We start from the raw sequence: 24069 nt of genomic DNA on the forward strand, positions 1-24069 counted from the left end.
CTTTACTGCCATGACAGAGCCAGACGTCAAGTCGCACAAAATCGAGTTTCCCTGCAATGACTACCCGATCAAGGTGATCGGTGATACGACTGTGGGGTTCAAGGACATGGTTATCGAGATCCTTGGCAAGCACGCCAAGCTCGACCTCAATACCATGGCCGAACGCCAGAGCAGCAACGGCAAGTACACCACCGTCCAGTTGCACATCATCGCTACGGGCGAAGACCAACTGCGCGATATCAATAGTGCCCTGCGCGCTACGGGTGTCGTGCATATGGTGCTCTGATGACCGATGCTGTCCTGGGCTTTCGCGAGCTTGGCCTGCTGGACTACGAGCCGACGTGGCAGGCCATGCAGCGTTTTACCAACGAGCGTGGCCGCGAAACTGCGGATGAAATCTGGCTGGTCCAGCACCCGCCGGTCTTCACCCAGGGACAGTCGGGCAAGCCGGAGCATGTTTTGCTGCCTGGCAATATTCCGATAGTACAGGTCGATCGTGGTGGCCAAGTGACCTATCATGGGCCTGGGCAACTGGTTGCGTACCTGATGCTGGATGTAAGACGCTTGGGTTTCGGTGTGCGTGATCTGGTCAGCCGGATTGAACGCAGCCTGATCGGGTTGTTGGCTGATTATGGCGTCAACGCCTTCGCCAAGCCCGATGCACCGGGTGTGTATGTCGATGGAGCGAAAATCGCATCCCTGGGACTGCGGATTCGCAATGGCTGTTCCTTCCACGGGCTGGCACTGAACGTGGATATGGACCTTGAGCCATTTGGACGGATTAATCCCTGCGGCTATGCGGGGCTGGCAATGACCCAGCTGCGCGACCATGCAGGCCCGATTGAATTTGCCGAGGTAAGTGCCCGGCTGCGCGCGCAGCTCGTCAAACACCTCGACTATGCTGAGCAGACGACCCTAACGGGCGGAATCGACTGATATGACTACTGCTACTGATACTGCGCAAAGCGCTGTGCAAACCCTGATCCCGACGCTCGATGTCTCTGACCGTGCGCCCCGCCCGAAAGTCGAGGCCGGTGTAAAGCTGCGCGGTGCCGAGAAGGTTGCGCGTATCCCGGTGAAGATCATTCCGACCGTTGACCTGCCGAAGAAGCCGGACTGGATTCGCGTGCGTATCCCGGTTTCCCCCGAGGTCGACCGCGTCAAGCAACTGCTGCGCAAGCACAAGCTGCACAGCGTCTGTGAAGAAGCGTCCTGCCCGAACCTGGGCGAGTGCTTCTCCGGCGGTACCGCGACTTTCATGATCATGGGCGATATCTGCACCCGTCGCTGCCCGTTCTGCGACGTCGGCCACGGCCGCCCGAAAGCACTGGACGTGGACGAGCCGAAGAACCTGGCCATCGCCATCGCCGACCTCCGCTTGAAATACGTAGTTATCACCTCGGTTGACCGTGACGACCTGCGCGACGGTGGTGCCCAGCACTTCGCCGACTGTATCCGTGAAATCCGCGCGCTGTCGCCTAACGTGCAGCTGGAGACTCTGGTCCCGGATTACCGTGGCCGCATGGACGTCGCCCTGGAAATCACCGCTGCCGAGCCGCCGGATGTGTTCAACCACAACCTGGAAACCGTGCCACGCCTTTACAAGGCTGCGCGTCCGGGTTCGGACTACCAGTGGTCGCTGACCCTGCTGCAACGCTTCAAGCAGATGGTGCCTCACGTACCGACCAAATCCGGACTGATGCTGGGTCTGGGCGAGACCGACGAGGAAGTCATCGAAGTCATGCAGCGCATGCGCGAGCACGACATCGACATGCTGACCCTGGGCCAGTACCTGCAACCGTCGCGCAGCCACTTGCCAGTACAGCGCTTCGTGCACCCGGACACCTTCGCCTGGTTCGCCGAGGAAGGCTACAAGATGGGCTTCAAGAACGTCGCGTCGGGGCCGTTGGTGCGTTCCTCGTACCACGCTGACGAACAGGCCAAGATCGCCAAGGCGATGCTCTGATCCTGATTTGAAGCGATAAAAAAACGGGCCGGATATCACTATCCGGCCCGTTTTTTATTGCCTTGGCTGAGGTGGGACCGGCTTTACCACCTCAAGGCTGACGCAGCTTGTCGAGCAACTCATGTGTCGGATAGCCATCAGCGGGCCAGCCCAGGGACTGCTGGTAGCTGCGGATCGCCTTGCGCGTATTGGCGCCGATAATGCCGTCTGGGGTGCCCGCGTCGTACTGGCGGGCTGACAGCAGGGATTGCAGCTCCATGCGCTCTGTGCGGCTCAGGGGCAGGTCACCGCGTGGCCATTCGCCCTGGATGTAACCACCGCCCTTGAAACGGTCGGCCAGCAGGCTGATTGCCAGCGCATAGGAGGTCGAGTTGTTGTACTTGAGAATGGCGCGGAAGTTATCCAGAACCAGGAACGCGGGGCCTCGGTAGCCTGCGGGCAATACCAGTGCCGCCTGCTGTTGCATCGAGCCGACGGGCAGCGGTGCGCCGTTAGGCAGCTTCAGGCCCAGCTGTTGCCATTCGGCGACGCTCTTGCGGGTCGCGGCGTCGGCCAGGGCATAGTCGAAACCCTGGGCCAGTTGCACCTCAAAGCCCCAGGGCTGGCCAGTTTGCCAGCCGTTGCTCTGCAGATAATGAGCCGTCGAGGCCAGGGCATCGGCCGGCGTGTTCCAGATATCGCGGCGACCGTCGCCGTCGAAGTCCACGGCGTGGGTGTTATAGGTGGTGGGGATGAACTGGGTCTGGCCCATGGCCCCACCCCAGGAGCCGAGCATCTGTTCCGGCTGAATGTCGCCGTGTTGCAGGATCTGCAGGGCGGCGAGCAACTGGTCCTGGGCAAAGGCGCGACGGCGGCCTTCATAGGCCAGGGTCGCCAGGGAACGGATCACGTACTGGGTGCCCTGGAACTGACCGAAGCTGCTTTCCATGCCCCATACCGCCACCAGCGCCTGGCGATCTACGCCATAACGCTGCTCGATGCCTTGCAGCACATCCGCGTACTGCGCGAGCAGGGCCTGGCCCTTGCGTACGCGTACTGGCGAGATGGCGCCGTCGAGGTATTCCCACACTGGACGGGTGAACTCGGGTTGGCTGCGGTCGGCCTTGACCACGCTCATGTCCGGCGTGACTCCTGCGAACGCGCGGTCGAACAGATCGGCACGAATGCCTGCTTTCAGCGCATCCACGCGAAAGCCCGCTTGCCAGTCGGCAAAGCTGATCGTGGGGGTGAAATCGAGGGCGGTATCCGGCGCGCTGTTGGGCATTGGCGTGACCGGCAGAACCGGCAAGGCGGGTTGTGCGGTGGGCAATGTTGGGAGCGGTGTAGCGACGGCGGCGGTGGGTTTTTCAGCGCAGGCGACCAGAACGACGAGGCTGGAAGCAGCGAACAGCTGGCGGATTGGCCAACGACGGGAAAAACAAGAGGGCATGCTGGGGTCCAAGGGATTGCCGATAGGTGCAGACCTTAACACGGCTGCCCGTGGAAAGGGCCCTGAGCGGCGTTTCGTCGCTTTTCAGGCCGCCAGAAAGTCAGAAGCCTCCCAGCTTTTAGACTGGAAGGCTTCGCGGCGGTAGCTGCCTTTGCCCTTGGTGGGTTGTTCCTGTCGGCTGCGGAACAAGGGCTGGGCGACGATGGACTTGGCCTTGTTCGGCCGTTTCTTGGGCTTGCTCATGGCGGATGCTCTCTGTGCAGGTGGGTGATGCGGAGGCAATCATCGGATACAGCAGGGATTGTGTCTAATAGATGTGTGCTATGGCTTTTGTAAACCTTGGGGCGGGTTCTGTAGGAGTGAATTTATTCGCGAAGAGGTCTGCAGAAACGATAAATATGTGGGGGCTGGAATGCCGCTTTCGCGAATGAATTCGCTCCCAAAAGATCGCCTACGGCAGGGACAGGCGTTGCCCGGCCATCAACAGCACCAGGCGGCTCAGGCTGCTCCACGGTGAGCCAGGGGCCTGGCCCTTGATCTGTGCGTCAATCTGCTGGGCGTCCACCAGCAACTGGTTCCAGCGCTTGGCTGAAAGGCGTTGCAGGGCTTTGCTCATCAGCGGTTTGCGCTTGTCCCAGATCGGCGGGCGGGCGGAGCTGAAGGCTTTGTCCAGGGGCACGCCCTGGCTGAACTGCATGGCCAGGTTGGCCAGCACTCGCAGTTCACGGGTCAGGGCCCAGAGAATGACCGGCGTCTCGACCCCTTCGCCACGCAGGCCTTCAAGCATGCGCAGGGCATGCGCCGCTTCGCCGTTGAGCACGGCATCGGTCAGGCCGAAGACGTCAAAGCGCGCGCTGTCGGCCACGGCCGCTTGCACGGTCTCGACGGTAATCTGGCCGTCTTCGGCCATCAGCTTGAGCTTTTCGATTTCCTGGGCGGCGGCCAGCAGGTTGCCTTCGACCCGGGCGGCAATCAGCTCGACCGCGTCCTGGCTGGCCGCCAGGCCGGATTGCGACAGGCGCTGGCGAATCCATTGCGGCAACTGGCCGACATCCACCGGCCAGATCTGCACGAACTGGGTCTGCTCGCCCTCGACCAACGCCTTGCCCCACTTGGTCTTCTGCGCGCTGCCATCGAGTTTCGGCAGGCTGATCAGCAGCAGGGTGTCTTCGGCAGGGCGGGCGCAGTATTCCATCAAGGCGGCGGCACCCTTGTCGCCGGGTTTGCCCGAAGGCAGGCGCAGTTCCAGCAGGCGGCGTTCAGCGAACAGCGACATGCTGGCGCCCGCCTGCAACAGCGTACCCCAGTCGAAACTGGCGTCAGCGCTGAATACCTGGCGTTCGTCGAAGCCCTGTTGGCGGGCGGCGGCGCGGATGGCGTCGGCGGCTTCCTGGCACAGCAAAGGGTCGTCGCCACTGATCACATAGACCGGTGCCAGCGTGCCTTGCAGGTGTTTGCCGAGTTGTGCGGGGGCGAGTTTCATCGGTCAGACGAGGCAGGGGCCGGCGAACCGGCCCCCAAGCCTTACTTGGACGGGATTTCGAGAGGCGACTGCTGTGGCGTCTCGTCGCGAACCTTCTGCGCCTTTTCCAGGGCTTCGGCTTCGGCGCGAGCGACGTCATCGGCGCGCTGTTGCAGGGTCTGCAGGCGCTCAGGCGTCAGCTGTTGCAGCTGGACTACCATTTTCTGTACCAGCTCGTTACGCATTTCGCCACGGATCTGGTTGGCTTCCTGGTCGGAGCCGATCAGGTTGTTGCCGTCATGCACGTAGATTTTTTCCACTTGCACATGGTCGGAGACCAGCAGGCGATCCTTGAAGCCATGGAGCTCGTAGTTCAGTGTCGAGGTCAGGGCGTATTCGGCCGAGCGCGACGAACCCGAGTAGCTGGCGGTGCGCTGGGTTTCCGGCTCGCTGACCAGGATCAGCTTGTATTCGGCGCCGGTGTAGATCTTCACACCACTGCCTTGCAGTACCCGACGCAGCAGGTTGACGGTATCGCCATAGGCGTCACGCGCCGACAGATCCAGCTCCTTGAGCGTGATCTCGGTCGATCCAGTGCCGCGCAGCTGGAAACCACAGGCGCTCAGCACAACGGCGAGGCCGATAACCAGCAAGTTGCGTTTGATCATTTGATGCTCCCCTTGAATCCGTTTGGGCCGGCTTCGCGACCCTTGGCAGTTTGTTCGGCGCCCGGTCGGCCGGGCGCCCGATCCCATCAACTTGCGACGATATTGACCAGCTTGCCAGGGACCACGATCACTTTGCGGATCGTCAGGCCATCGAGAAAGCGCAGGACGTTTTCATTGGTACGAGCAGCCGCTTCGACTTCTTCGCGGCTGGCGCTGGCAGGCATTTCGATCTGGCCGCGCAGCTTGCCGTTGACCTGAATCACCAGTTGCAGGCTGTCCTGAACCAGCGCGGTCTCGTCGAGCACTGGCCAGCCAGCGTCGATGATCGGGTCGGCGTGGCCCAGGGCATTCCACAGTTCGTGGCAGATGTGCGGCGTAATCGGAGCCAGCAGCAGGGCCACGGTTTCCAGGCCTTCCTGCAACAGGGCGCGGTCCTGGGGGGTCGCCTGCGGAGCTTTTTCCAGCACGTTCATCAGCGTCATCACCTGGGCGATGGCGGTGTTGAACTTGTGGTTCTGCCCGACATCCTGACCGGCTTGCTTGACGGCCAGATGAATCGAGCGACGGATCGCTTTCTGCTCATCGTTCAGCGACGCCTTGTCCAGGGCGCCTGGCAGGCCGGCGCTGACGTGGGCCTGGGCCAGACGCCAGACGCGCTTGAGGAAGCGGTGCGAGCCTTCGACGCCGGAGTCGGACCATTCCAGGCTCATGTCAGGCGGCGAGGCGAACATCATGAACAGACGGCAGGTATCAGCGCCGTACTGGTCGATCATCGACTGAGGATCGACACCGTTGTTCTTCGACTTGGCCATCTTCTCAGTGCCGCCGATCTCGACCGGCAGGCCGTCGCTGATCAGTTTGGCGCCGATGATCTTGGCCTTGCTGTCACGCTCCAGCTCGACATCGGCCGGGTTGAACCAGGTCTTGCTGCCATTGGCTTCGAGACGGTAGTAAGTCTCGGCGATGACCATGCCCTGGGTCAGCAGGTTCTTGAACGGCTCGTTCGACGTGACCAGGCCTTCGTCGCGCATCAGCTTGTGGAAGAAGCGCGCATACAGCAGGTGCAGGATCGCGTGTTCGATACCGCCGATGTACTGGTCAACCGGCAGCCAGTGGTTGGCCGCTTTCGGATCGACCATGCCGCCTTCGTAGTGAGGCGAGGCATAGCGGGCGAAATACCAGGATGATTCGACGAAGGTGTCCATGGTGTCGGTTTCACGCTTGGCCGCTGCGCCGCATTTCGGGCAGATGCACTCGTAGAACTCGGGCATGCGCGCCAGGGGCGAGCCAGCGCCGTCCGGCACCACGTCTTCCGGCAGCTTGACCGGCAACTGGTCTTCAGGGACTGGCACGTCGCCACAGCTGTCGCAATGGATGATCGGGATCGGGCAGCCCCAGTAGCGCTGACGGCTGATGCCCCAGTCGCGCAGGCGGAACTGGGTACGGGACTGGCCAAGGTTTTTCTTGATCAGCGCCACTTCCATGGCGTCGAAGGCGCCGGCGAAGTCCAGGCCGTCGAACTCGCCGGAGTTGATCAGTTGGCCGTGCTCGCCATAGGCAGCCTGCCAGGGCGCCGGGTTCTCGTCACCGGCACTGGTGCGCACCACGGACTTGATCGGCAGGTTGTACTTGGTGGCGAACTCGAAATCACGCTCGTCGTGCGCCGGAACCGCCATCACCGCGCCGTCGCCGTAGTGCATGAGCACGTAGTTGGCGACCCATACCGGCAGTTTCTCGCCGGTCAGCGGGTGCTCGACGAACAGCGAAGTCGGCAGGCCTTTCTTTTCCTGGGTGGCGACGTCGGCTTCGGCGACGCTGCCGCTCTTGCATTCATGGATGAACGCTTGCAGCTCAGGATTGTTGGTGGCAGCCAATGTTGCCAGTGGGTGCTCGGCAGCCACTGCAACATAGGTTGCGCCCATCAGGGTGTCCGGGCGGGTCGTGAAGACTTTCAGGGCACCGGCTTCGCCGATTGACGCCTGGTCGTACGGGAACTGGACTTCCATGCCGCGGGACTTGCCGATCCAGTTGCGCTGCATGGTCTTGACCTGTTCAGGCCAGCCCGGCAGTTCGTCGAGGCTCGACAGCAGCTCATCCGCGTAGGCGGTGATCTTGAAGTAGTACATCGGGATTTCGCGTTTTTCGATCACCGCGCCCGAACGCCAGCCGCGGCCATCGATCACTTGCTCGTTGGCCAGGACGGTCTGGTCGACCGGGTCCCAGTTGACGGTGCCGTTCTTGCGATAGATCACGCCTTTTTCGAACAGGCGAGTGAACAGCCATTGTTCCCAGCGGTAGTAATCGGGCTTGCAGGTAGTGACTTCCCGGGACCAGTCGATCGCCAGGCCCAGACTTTTGAGCTGGGTCTTCATGTAGGCGATGTTTTCGTAGGTCCACTTGGCCGGGGCGACGTTGTTCTTCATCGCGGCGTTTTCCGCCGGCATGCCGAAGGCGTCCCAACCCATGGGTTGCAGGACGTTCTTGCCCTGCATGCGCTGGTAGCGCGCGATCACGTCACCGATGGTGTAGTTGCGCACGTGGCCCATGTGTAGCTTGCCGCTGGGGTAAGGAAACATCGACAGGCAGTAGTACGTGTCCTTGCCTGGCTGTTCACTGACTTCAAAAGACTTTTGCTCTTCCCAGAATGTTTGGGCGGCGGCTTCGATTTCGCGGGGCTGATAGAGTTCGTGCATGGCTACTTTTGACTAAAGAATGTTGACCCTTGACCTCTTCATGGCTTCGCCGAGTCTGGTCGGCACCGCTTGCCGGACATTGAAAACTGCCTGTGCGGTGCGTTCGGGCTCAAGTGAGCGGAAGTGGAATGACAGGAAGCGCCGTAGCATACATGAGCGCCGACTATCGAGGGAAACCCTGATTGCTGTTGCAGGCCCTTGCGCCGCCGTCTGTCGCGGCATCACGTGGGTTTTGCAGGCGGCGCTAAGCTCATATGTCGAGGGTATGTCTTATCTTCGGCGAGGTGAGCGGATGACAGAGTGGCAGCGCACAGTAACAAACCCTGAGTTGTACGAAAGCTTGATCAATCGTCTGGGGTTGGCTCTGGAAACAGCGAAAACAGCGTTTCGACTGCGTGATGAGTCGCCCGCTGTCGTGGAATTGCGAGGCTTGAGCCGGGCTGAGTTCGAATTGATCGAGGCCTATCTTGAAAAGGGCGTCATGGCAGCCAGCGACATTGCCAAAGAAAGACCGCGTGAGGCCATGGCGCCACCTGCCATGGCGCAGCGTTCTGCCAAGGTGTTCTGGCTGGCCGATCAACGGCGCGCACAGGCGGCAGCCAAGGCAAAGCGTTACAGTTCGGGTTCCAATCTCAAGCGTTAATCCTTCGCGGGCCGCGAGCCTGCCTGATAAGCATTGTTGCTTAGCGTCAATCCTTCTAGGCTTCGGGCATCCATGGAGATGCCTGATGCCTGTTCGATATTTGCTCAAGACTCTGTTCCTGCCGCCTGGCGGGCTTTTTCTGTTGCTGCTGCTGGCCTTGTTCCTGCACCGGTCACGTCCGCGTCTGGCGGCGTGTTGCTTCGCCCTGGGCCTGGGCGGGCTGTGGCTGATGAGCCTGCCGGTGGTGGTGCAGTGGGCGGCAGGCAAGGTGGAGACGGTCCCGCCGCTGCCCCTGGGTGAGTGGACAACTCTGGCCCAGCGTGCCGATGCCATTGTGGTGCTGGGCTCGGGGCGCGAGCGCAGTGATCCGACCTGGGGCGAAGATATTCCCACGGGCGGGGCGCTGGAAAGGATGCGCTTTGCGGCACGGCTATCTAAGGATTCCGGCCTGCCGATCCTCACTACCGGTGGGCTGCATTACGGCGAGCCACCGAGTGAAGCGGCGATCATGGCCAAGTCCCTGACCAATGATTTCGGCACAACGGTACGCTGGCAGGAAGGCCTTAGCCGCACGACCTGGGAAAACGCCACGATGAGCGCGGCGGTGCTGCAGCCGCAGGGGATCAAACGGGTCATTGTCGTGACCCAGGCTGCGCACATGCGGCGGGCGCTGTGGTGCTTCGAGAAGGCCGGGTTCAGCGTGATCGGCGCGCCGGTGGGTTTCCTGAGTGCCGATAACGGCAGATTGTTCGGCGGCTGGCTGCCTGAAGCGCAGGAGTTGTCCAATAGCGGGCAATTGCTCAATGAGGCGGCGGGGATGGTGGTTTATCCGTTGATTTATCGCTGATAGCTTCGGCTGTTGCTTAGCACATACCGGGTAGGTGGGAGTGAATTCATTCACGAAGCCGGTGTTTCGGGCGATAGAGATGTATCGCCTGTACCAGCCTATTCGCGAAGTGAGTTCGCTCCCACAATTCGCTCCCACAGAAGTTTCCAGGCTTCAGGTGCTTATGCGCAGTTTGACCGGGACCAGAAAGTCTCCCAATCAAACCGTCTTGGCAATCCGGCTCGCCACCAGTGCCCAGGCAAAGATCAGCCCGCTGAGAATCAGCAGCGGCCAGGAGCGCCAGCGCAGGTACGGGGTCAGTTGATGCATGGGCGTGACTTCGCCATAAAGCACGCCTTGTTCGAACTGCGGAATCTGTTCGGTGATCTGCCCGAACGGGTTGATCAGTCCGGTTACGCCGTTGTTGGTGGCACGAATCATCCAGCGTCCGGCCTCCAGAGCACGCATCTGCGCCATCTGCAGGTGTTGCAGCGGGCCGATGGAGGTGCCGAACCAGGTGTCGTTGCTCACAGTCAGCAGCAGGTCGCTGCGCTTGGCCAGGCCTGCGGCAAACTCGGGGTAGACCACTTCGTAGCAAATGAACGGCGCAATCTGATAACCCTTGGCCTGGAGCAGCGCCTGATCGGCGGGCCCGCGGGCGAAGTCGGACATGGGCAGGTCGAAGAAGCTGATCAGGCCGCGCAGCAGGTCCTGCAGAGGCACGTACTCGCCGAAGGGCACCAGTTTCTGCTTCAGATAGGTGCCGTCGCCTTCGCCGACCACAGTGATGCCGTTGTAGTAGCGGTACTCGCCGCGTCCACCTTTCTGGCGGATCGGCACACCGGTAATCAGCGCGGCATGGCGGTCGGCGGCGAAGCGGCCCATGACTGACAGGAAGCCCTCGGCGGACTCCTTGAGCACCGGCACGGCGGTTTCCGGCCAGACGATCAGGTCCACGGGGCGGGCGGTAAAGGTCAGGTCACGGTACAGCGCCAGTTGGGCGTTGAGCTGCTGCGGGTCCCATTTCATGCTCTGGGCGACGTTGCCCTGGATCGCCGCGACTTTCAGCGGCGCGCCGGACGGCGAGGTCCAGGCATGGTTTTTCAGTGCCAGACCCGCTACCCACGGGGCCAGCAGCAAAACCACGCCCGCAGCCAGGAACGATTTGCGCTCGCGCAGACGCCACAGGTTGCACAGCAGGGCGGCGGTCAGGGCCAGGCAGAATGAGATGAACCACATGCCGCCCATGGGCGCCAGGCTCGACAGCGGGCCATCGAGCTGGCTGTAGCCGGAGTAAAGCCAGGGGAAGCCGGTGAGGAACCAGCCGCGAAACATTTCCTGGGCAAACCACAGGGCAGCAAAGGCCAGGGCGTCGGCCAGGGGCGCCTCACTGCGGCGGATCCAGCGCGCCCACAGCCACGCAGGCAACGCGAAGAACCAGGCAATAGAGGCGGTGAACAGCAGCATCAGGAAGCCGGCAAGCAGCACCGGGGCGTCGCCGTAGGTGTGGATGCTGACGTAAATCCAGCTGGTGCCCGCGCCGAACAGGCCGAAACCGTAGCACCAGCCGCGCCACAAGGCCTGGCGCGAACTCAGGTCGCGCAGGCCGAGGTAGAACACGATCAGTGCCACCAGCGCCAATGGCCAGATATTGAACGGGGCCAGGGCCAGGGTGGTCAGGCCACCAGCCGCCATGGCCAGCAGGTTACCGGGCCAGCCGGGGCGGGTGATCCAATGCATGTACTACGTTCCTTGGCAGGATTTAAAGCTTAAGAGCGCGAGATCGGACTCAGGCGCAGCAAGTGAATACGACGGCTGTCAGCGCTCAGGATGCGGAAACGATACGCACCGATTTCGGTGATTTCGTTACGCTTGGGCAAGTGGCCGAAGGCATTCATGACCAGGCCGCCCACGGTGTCGAACTCATCGTCGGAAAATTCGCTGTCGAAGAACTCGTTAAAGTTCTCGATGGGCGTCAGTGCCTTGATCAGGAAGTCGCCGCTGGGCAGTGGCTTGATGTAGCTGTCTTCTTCGACGTCATGTTCGTCTTCGATATCGCCGACGATCTGTTCCAGTACGTCTTCGATGGTCACCAGCCCGGCCACGCCGCCGTATTCGTCAATGACGATGGCCATGTGATTGTGATTGGCGCGGAACTCACGCAGCAAGACATTCAGGCGCTTGGACTCGGGAACGAAAGTCGCCGGGCGCAGCAGCTTCTTGATGTCGTCGCTGTCGCCGTCTGGCTTGAGGATCAGGGGCAGCAGGTCCTTGGCCAGGAGCACGCCGAGCACGTCGTCGTGACTCTCGCCAATCACCGGGTAGCGCGAGTGCGCCGCGTCGATGACCGCCGGCAGGAACTCGCGGGGTGTCTGGCTGGCCTTGATGCTGATCATCTGCGAGCGCGGCACCATGATGTCGCGCACTTGCAGGTCAGCCACCTGGATAGCGCCTTCGACGATGGCGAGGGCTTCGCTGTCCAGCAATTTGTTCTGATGGGCTTCGCGCAGCAGCTCAAGCAGCTCCTGGCGGTTTTTCGGCTCGTGGGCAAAAGCCTGGGTGAGTTTACCCAGCCATGACTTTTGCCCGTTGCTCGATCGGTCTTCGCTCATAGCCCTTACTCGTGGTCCTTGCTTGGTGTTTCTGAATGGGGGTGTTCGTCGCTTTCGTCGTCGGCATAAGGATCCGGATAGCCCAACTCAGCAAGCAACTCTCGTTCCAGCGCTTCCATTTCTTCGGCTTCTTCATCATCGATATGGTCGAAACCCAACAGATGCAGACAACCGTGAATGACCAGATGAGCCCAGTGGGCGTCCAGTGCCTTGCCCTGTTCGGCGGCTTCCCGGGCCACGACGGGCACGCAGATAACCAGATCGCCAAGCAGGGGGATATCCAGCAGATCATCGGGAACGTCGGCGGGGAAGGACAGCACGTTGGTCGCGTAGTCCTTGTGCCGCCAGGTGTTGTTCAGTTCGCGGCCTTCGGCTTCGTCGACCAGGCGAATGGTCAGCTCCGAGTCGGCGCTGCGCGCACGCAGGCCCATTTCGCACCACTGGCGAAACCGGGCTTCGGTGGGGGCGTCAGCGTCGCTGGCGATTTGCAGATCCAGCTCAAGCATCGCGGCGCGTATCCCGGTTGAAACCGTTGGTCTCGTCGCTGACGCGGCCTTCGTAACGCTCGTAGGCTTCGACGATGCGCTGCACCAACGGGTGGCGCACCACGTCCTTGGGCTTGAAGTGGGTGAAACTGATGCCCGGCACGTCCTTGAGCACCTCGATGACATGGTTCAGGCCCGACTTGGTGCCCTTGGGCAAGTCGACCTGGGTGATGTCACCGGTGATCACGGCGGTTGAACCGAAGCCGATACGGGTCAGGAACATTTTCATCTGCTCGACGGTGGTGTTCTGACTCTCGTCGAGAATGATGAAGCTGTTATTAAGGGTACGACCGCGCATGTAGGCCAGGGGCGCAACTTCAATCACCTGCTTCTCGATCAGTTTGGCCACGTATTCGAAGCCGAGCATCTCGTACAGCGCGTCGTAGAGCGGACGCAGGTACGGATCGATTTTCTGCGCCAGGTCGCCGGGCAGGAAGCCGAGCTTTTCGCCCGCTTCGACCGCCGGACGCACCAACAGGATGCGACGGATCTGCTCGCGCTCCAGGGCATCCACCGCACAGGCCACTGCCAGGTAGGTCTTGCCCGTACCCGCAGGGCCGATGCCGAAGTTGATGTCGTTGCCGAGGATTTCCTTCACGTAGCGCTGCTGATTCAGGCCGCGCGGGCGAATCATGCCTTTCTTGGTGCGCAGGGCCACGCCGGGTTCGGCGGCCGGATGGTTATCCAGGCCTTCGACGCCGGATTCCTGCAGGAACAGGTGAACCATGTCCGGAGACAGCTCGGTGCCCTTGGTCTCGCGATAGAGACGACGCAGCAGGTTCTCGGCTGAGGTGGTGTTCTGGCGCGTGCCGATCAGTTCGAATTGATTACCGCGGTTGCGGATTTCAATTTCCAGGCGTTGCTCGATCAAGCGCAGATGCTCGTCGAATTGCCCGCACAGATTGGCGAAGCGATGGGCCTCGAAGGGTTCGAGGATGAAATGATGAGGTTCTATGGGTGCGTTCAAGGTTGTTTTTAGCCGCCCGACGGCAATGGATATGGACCGAAGGATAACCCCGGCAAGGTATGTGGGAAAGCTCTGACTTCTCTAAAACGTGTCAGAGCTTGCCGCTTGCCGGTGTCACATCAGCAGCGAACCGCGCAGGGAGTGGGGTTGCGCGTCATCGATGTGTACGTCGACGAACTCACCGATCAGCTTCGGGTTGTCGCAGCGGAAGTTGACGATGCGGTTGTTTTCCGTGCGGCCCTGCAGTTCGCCAGGGTCTTTCTTCGAGTAGTCGGTGACCAGGATGCGCTGGGTGCTGCCGACCATTTGTCGGCTGATCTCGAAGCCTTGCTGATTCAGACGATGCTGCAAGGCGGCCAGCCGCTCTTTTTTCAGCGATTCCGGAGTGTCGTCCTTCAAATCGGCCGCCGGAGTGCCGGGGCGCGGGCTGTAGACGAAGGAGAACGAGAAGTCGAAACCCACGTCCTGAATCAGCTTCATGGTGTTGTCGAAGTCTTTCTCGGTTTCGCCGGGGAAGCCGACGATGAAGTCCGAACTGATGCTGATGCCCGGCACGGCAGCCCGGAGCTTGCGCAGCTTGGACTTGTACTCGAGGGTCGTGTGGTTGCGCTTCATCGCCGCCAGCACGCGGTCCGAGCCCGACTGCACCGGCAGGTGCAGGTGTTTGACCAGCTCCGGGACTTCGGCGTGGGCCTGGATCAGGCTGTCGGAGAACTCCAGCGGGTGCGAGGTGGTGTAGCGGATACGGTCGATGCCGTCGATGGCGGCCACGACGCGAATCAGGTCGGCCAGGTCAGCCTGGCGGCCGTCGGTGGTGGTGCCGCGGTAGCCGTTGACGTTCTGCCCCAGCAGCGTCACTTCGCGCACGCCGTGTTCGGCCAGGTGAATGACCTCACTGATGACGTCATCGAACGGGCGGCTGACTTCTTCGCCGCGGGTATAAGGCACTACGCAGAAGGTGCAGTACTTGCTGCAGCCTTCCATGACCGAGACATAGGCGCTCGGGCCATCGACCCGGGGCTCGGGCAGGTGGTCGAATTTTTCGATTTCCGGGAACGACACGTCGACCTGGGGCAGGCGCGTGACCCGAGCGGCGTCGATCATTTCCGGCAGGCGGTGCAGGGTCTGCGGGCCGAATACCACGTCCACGTAGGGCGCGCGATCACGAATGGCGGCGCCTTCCTGGCTGGCCACACAACCGCCGACGGCGATGACCATCTCCGGGTTGGCCAGTTTCAGTTCACGCCAGCGGCCCAACTGGGAGTACACCCGGTCCTGGGCGCGCTCGCGGATCGAGCAGGTATTGAGCAGGATGACGTCGGCATCTTCCGCGCGAGCGGTGACTTCCAGGGCTTGATGTTCGCCCAGCAGATCGACCATGCGCGAGCTATCGTACTCGTTCATCTGGCAACCGTGGGTTTCGATATAAAGCTTCTTGGCCATGCTTGATCATCAGGTGATTCAAAGAACCGCGCATTATAGGGACCGCGCTTGCGGGTTCCTAGCGTCGTCTGGCGAATGGGCATATAGTTCGCCTCTTCTTTTTTACCGTGCCGATCAATACCCGCCTGCCATGACCAAACGCGAAGCTCCAATCTACAAGGTGATTTTCCTCAATCAGGGACAAGTGTTCGAGATGTACGCCAAGCAGATCTATCAAAGTGATCTGTGGGGGTTTCTGGAGGTGGAGGAATTCGTCTTCGGCGAGCGCACGACTGTTGTGGTTGATCCCAGCGAAGAAAAGCTCAAGGCGCAGTTCGAAGGCGTCGTGCGCAGCTTCGTGCCCATGCATTCGATCGTGCGCATCGACGAGGTCGAGCGCATGGGCACGCCGAAGATCAGTGAAGCGCGCGTTACCAGCAATGTGATGCCATTCCCCATGCCGATGCCGGAGAAGTAACCGGCCTCAGTTCTGCTGGGGCTGCAGTTGCGGTGCCAGTGCGGGTGCCGCAGCGCCAGGCGCCGGGGCCGTGCTGTTGGGATCAGGCAGGGGCGCGAAGGGCGAACGGCCTTCGGCGGATTGCAGCTCTTGCAGGTAATTGCGGAAAATCTGGCCCAGCACCTGGGTAGCCACTTCCAGCTCGTCACGGCGCATGTGCGATGACACTTCATCCGCGCTGTCCAGCGCATCTTCAGAACCATTGACCGCTGCCATCTTCAGCACGATGTAGGCCTGAATATTGTTGGCCTGCACACCTTCGCCCTTGAAGAACATCAGGCCAAGCTGGTACTGCGCCTGGGCATGGCCCTGCAGCGAGGCTTTCTCAAAGAAATTGAGCGCCTGCGCCAAGTCACGAGGGGCGTGTTTACCGTCGTAGTAAAATTCACCCAACTCGTATTGCGCCTGCGCATCCCCGGCCTTGGCGGCTTCCTGACAGGCAGCCAGCGCCGTCGGCAGGTTGTCCGGCTGGGTATTGAGGGTGCAGCGACCCACCGCTGGGATCAACAACGAGTTGCCACCTGCATTCGCCAGCAGGGGATGAATAAGCAACAGGCAGCCCAATGCAAGGGTGCGGCCGGTGCGGTTCATGGGAATCGACATACCTCTGAAAAGGTGCGGGCGTACCCGTCCAGCTAAACGTGCTGGCTGCGCATTATGAAATAAGCGGGGCCAACCTTACAAAGTCTTTACGGATTTTCTGCTGCGCGGGCTTGAAATGCCTGTTTTCATTGATGATTGGTGACCTGTAGGAGCTGCCGAAGGCTGCGATGCGCTTCTCATGACAGAACGCAATCGCAGCCTTCGGCAGCTCCTACAAGGTTTTCCAGGCTTATTTCAGCGCCGCAAACGCCTTCTCGGCCGCATCGAGGGTCAGTTTCAGTTCGGTTTCGCCGTGGGCGATAGAAGTGAAACCGGCTTCGAACGCGCTCGGCGCCAGGTACACGCCACCTTCGAGCATCAAGTGGAAGAAGCGCTTGAAGCGTTCGGCATCGCTGGTCATGACGTCTTCGAAGGTAACGATGGCGGCGGAGGAGCTGAAATACAGACCGAACATGCCGCCCGCCTGGGTCGTTACGAACGGGATCCCGGCGGCGTCGGCGCGCTCTTGCAGGCCAGCGAGCAGGCGACGGGTGTATTCGCTCAACTCTTCATGGAAGCCCGGACGGCTGATCAGGCGCAGGGTAGTGAGGCCCGCCGCCATGGCCAGGGGGTTGCCCGACAGCGTGCCGGCCTGATAGACCGGGCCCAGCGGGGCGATATGCGACATGATTTCGCGCTTGCCACCAAAGCAGCCCACCGGCATGCCGCCGCCGATGATCTTGCCGAAGGTGCTCAGGTCCGGCGTTACGCCGTAGTAAGCCTGGGCGCCGCCGAGGGCAACGCGAAAACCGGTCATCACTTCGTCGAAGATCAGCACCACGCCGTATTGATCACACAACGCGCGCAGGCCTTGCAGGTAGCCAGGAGCAGGCGGCACGCAGTTCATGTTGCCGGCAACCGGCTCGACGATGATGCAGGCCACATCCTGACCGACTTCGGCCAGCAGGGCGCTAACGGCTTCAAGATCGTTGAACGGTACGGTCAGGGTGTGCTTGGCGAACGCAGCAGGTACGCCCGGCGAGCTCGGCACGCCCAGGGTCAGGGCGCCGGAACCGGCCTTGACCAGCAGGCTGTCGGAGTGACCGTGGTAGCAACCTTCGAACTTGATGATGCTGTCGCGACCGGTGAAACCACGGGCCAGGCGGATGGCGCTCATGGTCGCTTCGGTGCCGGAGCTGACCATGCGCACCATTTCCATCGACGGAACGATGGCGCAGACCAGGTCAGCCATCTCGGTTTCCATGGCCGTCGGCGCGCCGTAGGACAGACCGTGCTCCAACTGATTGCGCACCGCGTCCAGCACTTCCGGATGGCTGTGACCGAGAATCATCGGGCCCCAGGAGCCGACGTAATCGACATAACGCTTGTCGTCTTCATCGGTGACATAGGCGCCGACCGCATGTTTGAAGAACAACGGCGTACCGCCCACGCTCTTGAAAGCGCGAACCGGTGAGTTGACGCCACCGGGGATGTGTTTCTGGGCGTTGGCGAACAGGGTTTCAGAACGGGACATGGTCGGGTCTCTGCTGGTGAACCGGAAAGTCTGGTTACGCCCGGCGGGGCGAGAGGAGGGGCACTATAACAAATGCCGGGGGGCTGCTGCCGGGCGAGAATGCCGCAGGTTGGATTGATAGGAGCGAAGTGGAAGGCCAATATTGCGGTAGTGAGTTGTGGGAGCGAATTCATTCGCGAAGGGGCCAGTACATCCGCCAAATTTGCATCGGTTGAGAAACCGTCTTCGCGAATGAATTCGCTCCCACATAATAGGCTCCATATTTTTGTCATCGTGCCCATAGTGGTGGAAACCTATCGATCCAGATGTCCGAATCCAGCCAGACTTTCGCCGAATGCTGGATTACAGTTCGAGCCATGAACACTCTTGATCCCGAAGTCTGCTACGCCGCCTTTGTCGCCCGCGACCGCCGTTTCGATGGCTGGTTTTTCATGGGGGTGTCATCGACCGGTATCTATTGCCGCCCGATGTGCCCGGTGCGGGCGCCCAAAGCGGTCAATTGCAGCTTCTACCCGAACGCCGCAGCAGCCGAACAGGCCGGTTTCCGCCCATGCCTGCGTTGCCGCCCGGAACTGGCGCCCGGTCATGGCCTGATCGATATGTCCAGTCGCCTGGCCCAGGCAGCGGCGCGGCTGATCGAGGATGGCTATCTCAATGGTCGCAATCTGGTCGCCCTGGCGGCGCGGGTCGGGGTGACGGACCGGCATTTGCGGCGGATCTTCGAGGCCGAGTTCGGTGTTTCCCTGCTCGATTATGTGCAGACCCAGCGGCTCCTGATCGCCAAGCGCCTGCTGACCGACACCGGCCTGTCCATGGCGCAAGTAGCCCTGACTTCGGGGTTTGGCAGCGTGCGGCGCTTCAATGACGTGTTTCAGGCGCAATACGGGCTCAATCCCCTGCGCCTGAAAAAAACTGTGCATGTGCCCGGCGCCGCCACTCTGCGCTTCGAGCTGTCCTACCGGCCGCCCTATGCCTGGCACGGCGTGCTGGCCTTTCTCGCTCATCGCAGCATTGCCGGGGTCGAGCACATTGATGAGCAATGTTACGCCCGCACTCTGGAAGTCGAGCAGGCTGGCAAGCGCGTGACTGGCTGGGTCAGTGTGACTCATGCGCCGCAGCGGCACGCCTTGGTGGTGACGGTTTCGGCCTCGCTGCAAAGTGCAATCGTACAAGTACTGGCGCGTTTGCGGCGTTTGTTCGACACCGGTTGCCGGCCCGATCTGGTGGACGAGCATTTGCATCTGCTGTCCGCCGATTTACCCGGCATGCGCGTGCCGGGGGCGGTGGATGGCTTTGAAATTGCCGTGCGTGCGGTGGCCGGCCAGCAGGTTTCCGTGGCCAGGGCGCGGGTCGTGCTGGGGCGTATCGCGGAGCGCTTCGGTACTCCCGTCGCGGATGCGCCCCATGGTCTGACCCACGCCTTTGCCATGGCCGAGGCGCTGGCTTCACTGGATGCGGAAGAACTGATCACCACCGGCCTGATCCGTATTCGCGCCGAGGCGATCATTGCCGTCGCCCGGGAAGTCGCTGAAGGGCGTGTCGTTCTGGAGCCATTGGTGCCCCTGGAGGAAACCCTGGCGGCCCTGCGGCATATTCGCGGTATCGGCGAGTGGACGGTGCAATACATCGCCATGCGCGCCCTGGGCTGGCCCAATGCCTTTCCCGAGGGGGATGCGGTACTCAAGAAACATCTCGCGTGTGCCTCGGCCGCGCAACTCAATGAACACGCCAGTCAGTGGGCGCCCTGGCGGGCCTATGCCACGGTGCATGTCTGGCGTTTATACGAGGAGGCAAAGCAATGATTCCCGGCTATCTGGTCGCAAGCCCGTTGGGCGACATCGCCCTGCGCGCCGAAGATGACGCCCTGACCGGCGTGTATTTCGTCGGACAGAAGTACTACCCCGAGCTGGTCCTGGTCACCGACGTGCGCCAGGTACCGCGAGTGATCAGCATGGCTCAGGAACAATTGACCGAGTTCTTTGCCGGGCAGCGCCGTGAATTCGAACTGCCCCTGCGCTTTCGCGGTACGCCGTTTCAGGAGCAGGTCTGGCGTGAGCTGGCGCGCATCCCCTACGGCGAGTTGTTGTCCTATGGCGGCATGGCCAAAAAGATGGGCCTGAGCGCCGGGCATTCCCGGGCGGTCGGCACAGCCAATGGCAAGAACCCGATCTCGATCATCGTGCCTTGTCATCGGGTGATTGGTGCCAGTGGCGACCTGACCGGTTATGCCGGTGGCGTCGAGCGCAAGCGCGCCCTGCTGGCGCTGGAGAACAACAACGGTCTGGCTGAGTTGGCCTTCGAGCTGGTCAGCCGCAACTGACCAGCGGGTTCAGGCTTATTTTCTCAGCAGATCATTGAACGCCCTGGCGCGACGGGTGACTTCCTGCGGGGTATCTGCGCCGAACAGGCCATGCACCACGGCCAGCAGATCGGCGCCATGGGCAACCAATTGCGGCGCGTTGTCCAGGGTGATGCCGCCGATCACTGCAATGGGCAGGTGGACCTTGGCCCGCACCTGCTCCAGCAGCTCCAGTGGTACGGCCGGGGCATCGGGTTTGGTTTGGGAGTTGAAGAAGCGTCCGAAGGCGACATAGCTGGCGCCATCGGCCTTGGCCCGTTCAGCCAGCTCCAGTTTGCCGTGACAGGTCGCGCCGACTATCGCTTTGTGCCCGAGCAGCGCCCGGGCATCCGGCAGCGAGCCGTCGGTCTGCCCCAGATGCACGCCCACGCCCAGGCGGGCGGCCAGCTCGGCGTCATCGTTGATGATCAGCTGGGTCTTGTAGCGCTCGCACAACTTGAGCAACTCGCTGGCCTCGCGCAAGCGCCGCGAATCGTCGCCGCTCTTGTCGCGGTATTGCAGCAGGGTGACGCCGCCCTCAAGGGCAGCCTCGACGTAAGACAGGAATTTGCCAGCCAACAATTGGTTGTCGGTAATGGCGTACAGGCCACGCAGTTTCATAAAGGTGCCTCATGACGTGGCGTTACGAGCAGAAATCCAGGGGCAGGCGGCGGGGCACGAACTGCCCTTTGCCCAACTGTTCAGCGTCGCGTAACGTGCGCCAAGTGTAGTCCAGCGCCGTCTCGACGGCGCTGACCAGATCCTGTCCAAGTGCCAGGCGGCCAGCCAGGGCGCTGGCCAGGGTGCAGCCGGAACCGTGGTAGCTGCCGGGCAAACGCTGGCAGGTGAAAGTGCGCGTCGTGCCGTCGCGGCTATACAGGCGGTTATGGATCTCCTGCTCGTCGCCGTGACCGCCGGTGATCAGCAGATGCTCGACGAAAGGCAGCAATTTGGCCGCGCATTCGTCCGCCGAGCCTTGCGGCAGTTCGGCGAGAATCCGTGCTTCGGGCAGGTTGGGCGTGGCGATTTTCGACAGCGGCAGCAGGCGCTCGCGCATGGCATAACCGACTTCGTCCTTGCCCAGACGACCACCGCCACCGGCACGCAGCACCGGGTCGCAGACCAGCGGCAGATGTGGGTGCGCCTGCAACAGTTCGACGACGGTGTCGACCATCTCTAGAGATCCGAGCATGCCCAGCTTCACTGCCGCAACGGTGGAGTCGTTGAGCACGGCATTGGCCTGGGCCAGGACCCACTCGCGATCCAGCACGCGAAAGTCGCTGACGTTAACGGTGTCTTGCACGGTCAAGGCGGTCACTGCCGGAGCGGCATGGCAACCCTGGGCGAGCAGGGCTTCGATATCTGCCTGCAGACCGGCACCACCACTGGGATCGTGGCCGGAAAGGCAGAGGACAACGGGGCGAGAATTATAGATAGTCATGGCGCGCGAGCTTACCACTAAACCTTTTTCCGGGCCGCTGGGGGGCGATGGATTTTTTTTCCGCGAAAAGTGGACGTCGATCATCCATGAAATGTCTTTTTTGTCCGTTGATGTTCTTGAAAGGCCCGTACTAGAGCCTTCCGTTACAAATCAAAACATTACGCTATTCCCGCGTAGAGCGGCTATGCTTGAACTTTCGCGCTTTTCCAGTGGCAAGATGCACATGCTATTACGCTGGGTTAAACAGGTCATGGAGGGGCCTTGGCACAACCAGCCGTTGTTTAAGGTTGTTTGACGCTTATTCCAAAAACAGGAGTCTGCCGATCGTTTCGCTTCACAAGGACAGGAAGACGAACCGCGTTATCAGGCAGGCCAGGCTGGGGCCGTATGCGCTATTTGCTGATAATCCTGGTCGCCTGGCTGCCGTTGCTGGCTGCTGCCGTCGAGTTCGACGAGCACACCCGCACGATGGTGCTGGGCCACGCCGTTCAGGTACTGGAAGATCCAGGCGGTCAGGCATCGATCCAGGACGTCAGCTCGGCTGCCATGGCCGCAGCTTTCCGGCCGTTGCAGGCCGACGCCCTCAACGCGGGCTTCTCCAGCTCAGCGTTCTGGCTGAAAGTCGAGCTGCTGTATCGCCCCCAAAACCTTGCGATTCACCGCGACTGGCTGCTGGATGTGGCCTATCCGCCGCTGGACTACGTCGACTTGTACCTGCCCGACGCTAGCGGGCAGTTGCAACTGGCGGTACGCACCGGCGACATGCTGCCGTTTGCCAGCCGCCAGATCCGGCAGAACAGTTACCTGTTCGCCCTGCCATTGCACCCTGGCGAAGCCATGACCCTGTACCTGCGGGTCGCCGGCCATGGCTCGATCCAGGTGCCGCTCAACCTGTGGTCCAGCCACGCCTTCCTGGAAATGCAGCCGTCGCGCATTTATGTCTGGGGGCTGAGCTATGGCGTGCTGTTCGGGTTGCTGGTCTACAACCTGTTCATCTACTTCGGCGTGCGTGACCGCAGTTACCTGTATTACCTGATGTATATCGCCTCGTTCGGCTTTTATCAGGTCTCGGTAAACGGCACCGGGGTTGAGTTTCTCTGGCCGAACAGCCCATGGTGGACCAACGCGGCGACGCCGTTCCTGGTTTCAGCCTCGGTATTCTTTGCCTGCCAGTTTTCCCGCACCTTCCTGCAGACACCCAGATTGGGAGAATGGGTCGATTGGCTATTGCGCCTGGTAATGGGCGCGGCGGTCGGGGTCATGCTGCTGTCGTTGCTGCCCGATTGCACCATTGCCTTGCGGCTGGTGACTGCGCTGGTGATGTTGTTCGCAGTGGTGATTCTTTCGGCGGGCATCGTCGCCTTGAAAAAGGGCGTATCCCTGGCGCGCTATTTCGTCGTGGCCTGGTCGATCTTTCTGCTGGGCAGTCTGATCCACGGGTTGATGCTGATCGGCTATCTGCCCAATACCGTGTTTACCCTGTACATCTGGCAGATCTGTTCCGCGCTGGAAGTGGCGTTGTTGTCGCTGGCCCTGGCAGCACGGATCAACCTGATGCGCGCGCAACAGGCGCAGACCCTGCTCGAAGCCGGTCAAGCCCTGGAGCAGTTGAACCTGGAGCTGGCCACCAGCAACCGTCTTAAAGACGAATTCCTCGCGACCCTGACCCACGAACTGCGTACCCCCATGAATGGCGTGATCGGCTCCCTCGAATTGATGGAGACGGTGGAACTCAGCGAGGAGCTTGCCCAGTATCAACAGACCGCTGCCGGTTCCGCCCAGGACATGATGGGCATGATCAATGGCATTCTGACCCTGACCGAATTGCAGGCCGGTCGCCTGCATGCCGAGCAGCAGCCTTTCTCTGTGGCGCGGCTGTTCGCCCAGTTGCATCGTCAGTTTCTGCCCGCAGCCCAGGCCAAGGGCCTGGCATTGCTCGTGGCGCGGGAGGCGCAATTACCCGATGACCTGCTCGGCGACGCCGCGAGGTTGCGCCAGTGCCTGGAGTGTCTGCTGGACAATGCGATCAAATTTACCCGCGAAGGCTCGATCCAACTGCGTGCGGGCGCGGAGTACGGGCCCAACGGCGATGCCTGGCTGCTGCTTGACGTGATCGACAGCGGCATCGGTTTTGACTGTAAGCATGCCTCGACCCTCTACCAGTGTTTCTTCCAGGTCGACGGCTCAATGACCCGGGAGCACGGTGGTCTGGGGATAGGCCTGGCCATTTGTCGGCAATTGATCGAATTGCAGGGCGGACAGTTGAGCCATCAATCGATGCCAGGGCAGGGCAGTCGATTTACCCTGCGTTTGCCGTTGAGGTTTGGCCAATATGTGAGTTTGCCCCTCAAGCAGAACGCCATTAACTGAGTTGGCGTTTTTCTGTAGGAGCTGCCGAACGCTGCGAATGGAGGTATCTGACCC

The 24069-nt window shown here is 61.4% G+C and carries 23 protein-coding genes and 1 pseudogene; 10 read left to right on the top strand and 14 right to left on the bottom strand.

Annotation, left to right across the window (positions count from 1 at the left end; translation table 11 throughout):
* Nucleotides 1–10 precede the first annotated feature (10 nt).
* The 3 genes from M2401_RS17520 to lipA are packed head-to-tail and all read left to right on the top strand — an operon-like array spanning nucleotide 11 to nucleotide 1966.
* Nucleotides 11–286: a DUF493 domain-containing protein gene (locus M2401_RS17520; RefSeq protein WP_259104699.1), complete on the top strand. Its 276-nt coding sequence runs from the start codon at nucleotides 11–13 to the stop codon at nucleotides 284–286.
* Nucleotides 286–936: a lipoyl(octanoyl) transferase LipB gene (gene lipB / locus M2401_RS17525; RefSeq protein WP_259104700.1), complete on the top strand. Its 651-nt coding sequence runs from the start codon at nucleotides 286–288 to the stop codon at nucleotides 934–936. The genes M2401_RS17520 and lipB overlap by 1 nt, the downstream gene beginning before the upstream one ends.
* Before the next feature lies 1 nt (nucleotide 937).
* The gene (lipA, locus tag M2401_RS17530) at nucleotides 938–1966 is read left to right on the top strand and encodes a lipoyl synthase (protein WP_259104701.1); all 1029 of its coding nucleotides are present in this window, start codon (nucleotides 938–940) and stop codon (nucleotides 1964–1966) included.
* Nucleotides 1967–2057: 91 nt separating this feature from the next.
* Here the strand turns inward: lipA and M2401_RS17535 are convergent, their stop codons facing one another.
* From M2401_RS17535 to leuS, 5 genes are all read right to left on the bottom strand, one after another.
* Nucleotides 2058–3395, bottom strand: a complete 1338-nt coding sequence (locus M2401_RS17535; protein WP_259104702.1) for a lytic murein transglycosylase — start codon at nucleotides 3393–3395, stop codon at nucleotides 2058–2060.
* An 84-nt stretch (nucleotides 3396–3479) separates the two neighbouring features.
* Complete coding sequence (gene arfA / locus M2401_RS17540) at nucleotides 3480–3638, bottom strand: alternative ribosome rescue factor ArfA (RefSeq protein ID WP_259104703.1); 159 nt, start codon at nucleotides 3636–3638, stop codon at nucleotides 3480–3482.
* Between the two features lie 208 nt (nucleotides 3639–3846).
* Nucleotides 3847–4878: a DNA polymerase III subunit delta gene (gene holA / locus M2401_RS17545; protein ID WP_259104704.1), complete on the bottom strand. Its 1032-nt coding sequence runs from the start codon at nucleotides 4876–4878 to the stop codon at nucleotides 3847–3849.
* Between the two features lie 41 nt (nucleotides 4879–4919).
* Nucleotides 4920–5525, bottom strand: a complete 606-nt coding sequence (gene lptE, locus M2401_RS17550; protein WP_259104706.1) for an LPS assembly lipoprotein LptE — start codon at nucleotides 5523–5525, stop codon at nucleotides 4920–4922.
* Nucleotides 5526–5611: 86 nt separating this feature from the next.
* Complete coding sequence (gene leuS / locus M2401_RS17555) at nucleotides 5612–8218, bottom strand: leucine--tRNA ligase (RefSeq protein WP_259104708.1); 2607 nt, start codon at nucleotides 8216–8218, stop codon at nucleotides 5612–5614.
* A 292-nt stretch (nucleotides 8219–8510) separates the two neighbouring features.
* Between leuS and M2401_RS17560 the strand changes: the two genes are divergently transcribed.
* A complete protein-coding gene (locus M2401_RS17560) occupies nucleotides 8511–8861 on the top strand; it encodes a hypothetical protein (RefSeq protein ID WP_259104939.1) in 351 nt (116 codons plus the stop codon).
* An 85-nt stretch (nucleotides 8862–8946) separates the two neighbouring features.
* Nucleotides 8947–9708 (top strand): YdcF family protein, encoded by a 762-nt coding sequence (locus M2401_RS17565; RefSeq protein WP_259104709.1) that lies wholly within the window; start codon nucleotides 8947–8949, stop codon nucleotides 9706–9708.
* 198 nt (nucleotides 9709–9906) lie between these two features.
* Here the strand turns inward: M2401_RS17565 and lnt are convergent, their stop codons facing one another.
* The 5 genes from lnt to miaB all read right to left on the bottom strand — a co-directional run bounded on the left by lnt (nucleotide 9907) and on the right by miaB (nucleotide 15254).
* Nucleotides 9907–11427, bottom strand: a complete 1521-nt coding sequence (lnt, locus tag M2401_RS17570) for an apolipoprotein N-acyltransferase (protein ID WP_259104711.1) — start codon at nucleotides 11425–11427, stop codon at nucleotides 9907–9909.
* 29 nt (nucleotides 11428–11456) lie between these two features.
* On the bottom strand, nucleotides 11457–12299 hold the full coding sequence (locus M2401_RS17575; RefSeq protein WP_259104713.1) for an HlyC/CorC family transporter: 843 nt from the start codon (nucleotides 12297–12299) through the stop codon (nucleotides 11457–11459).
* A 5-nt stretch (nucleotides 12300–12304) separates the two neighbouring features.
* On the bottom strand, nucleotides 12305–12805 hold the full coding sequence (gene ybeY, locus M2401_RS17580; protein WP_259104715.1) for an rRNA maturation RNase YbeY: 501 nt from the start codon (nucleotides 12803–12805) through the stop codon (nucleotides 12305–12307).
* Entirely contained in the window at nucleotides 12798–13811 is a 1014-nt protein-coding gene (locus tag M2401_RS17585) for a PhoH family protein (RefSeq protein ID WP_259104717.1), read from the bottom strand. Before M2401_RS17585 ends, ybeY begins: the two co-directional genes overlap by 8 nt.
* Nucleotides 13812–13925: 114 nt before the next feature.
* On the bottom strand, nucleotides 13926–15254 hold the full coding sequence (gene miaB / locus M2401_RS17590; RefSeq protein WP_259104719.1) for a tRNA (N6-isopentenyl adenosine(37)-C2)-methylthiotransferase MiaB: 1329 nt from the start codon (nucleotides 15252–15254) through the stop codon (nucleotides 13926–13928).
* Nucleotides 15255–15384: 130 nt separating this feature from the next.
* Here miaB and M2401_RS17595 point away from each other — a divergent pair, with 130 nt between their 5' ends.
* Entirely contained in the window at nucleotides 15385–15711 is a 327-nt protein-coding gene (locus M2401_RS17595; RefSeq protein ID WP_259104721.1) for a DUF1820 family protein, read from the top strand.
* Nucleotides 15712–15795: 84 nt separating this feature from the next.
* Here the strand turns inward: M2401_RS17595 and M2401_RS17600 are convergent.
* Nucleotides 15796–16341: pseudogene (locus M2401_RS17600) on the bottom strand (tetratricopeptide repeat protein); the annotation flags it as partial.
* A gap of 241 nt (nucleotides 16342–16582) precedes the next feature.
* Entirely contained in the window at nucleotides 16583–17866 is a 1284-nt protein-coding gene (hemL, locus tag M2401_RS17605) for a glutamate-1-semialdehyde 2,1-aminomutase (protein ID WP_259104722.1), read from the bottom strand.
* A gap of 356 nt (nucleotides 17867–18222) precedes the next feature.
* On the opposite strand from hemL, the gene M2401_RS17610 reads away from it, so the two are divergent.
* Both M2401_RS17610 and M2401_RS17615 read left to right on the top strand, forming a co-directional pair.
* Nucleotides 18223–19668: an AlkA N-terminal domain-containing protein gene (locus tag M2401_RS17610; protein WP_259104724.1), complete on the top strand. Its 1446-nt coding sequence runs from the start codon at nucleotides 18223–18225 to the stop codon at nucleotides 19666–19668.
* Nucleotides 19665–20186 carry a methylated-DNA--[protein]-cysteine S-methyltransferase gene (locus M2401_RS17615; RefSeq protein ID WP_259104725.1) on the top strand — a complete coding sequence of 174 codons (522 nt, stop codon included), beginning with the start codon at nucleotides 19665–19667 and terminating at the stop codon, nucleotides 20184–20186. The genes M2401_RS17610 and M2401_RS17615 overlap by 4 nt, the downstream gene beginning before the upstream one ends.
* Nucleotides 20187–20201: 15 nt before the next feature.
* Here M2401_RS17615 and thiE read toward each other — a convergent pair whose 3' ends face one another.
* Nucleotides 20202–20825: a thiamine phosphate synthase gene (gene thiE / locus M2401_RS17620; RefSeq protein WP_259104726.1), complete on the bottom strand. Its 624-nt coding sequence runs from the start codon at nucleotides 20823–20825 to the stop codon at nucleotides 20202–20204.
* Between the two features lie 22 nt (nucleotides 20826–20847).
* Nucleotides 20848–21645, bottom strand: a complete 798-nt coding sequence (locus M2401_RS17625; RefSeq protein ID WP_259104727.1) for a hydroxymethylpyrimidine/phosphomethylpyrimidine kinase — start codon at nucleotides 21643–21645, stop codon at nucleotides 20848–20850.
* Here M2401_RS17625 and M2401_RS17630 point away from each other — a divergent pair.
* Entirely contained in the window at nucleotides 21644–21940 is a 297-nt protein-coding gene (locus M2401_RS17630; RefSeq protein ID WP_259104728.1) for a hypothetical protein, read from the top strand. The two genes, M2401_RS17625 and M2401_RS17630, sit on opposite strands and share 2 nt — an antisense overlap.
* 92 nt (nucleotides 21941–22032) lie before the next feature.
* On the top strand, nucleotides 22033–24015 hold the full coding sequence (locus M2401_RS17635) for a hybrid sensor histidine kinase/response regulator (RefSeq protein ID WP_259104729.1): 1983 nt from the start codon (nucleotides 22033–22035) through the stop codon (nucleotides 24013–24015).
* Nucleotides 24016–24069 lie beyond the last annotated feature (54 nt).

The sequence above is a fragment of the Pseudomonas sp. JUb42 genome, assembly GCF_024807945.1.
Classification (GTDB): Bacteria; Pseudomonadota; Gammaproteobacteria; order Pseudomonadales; family Pseudomonadaceae; genus Aquipseudomonas.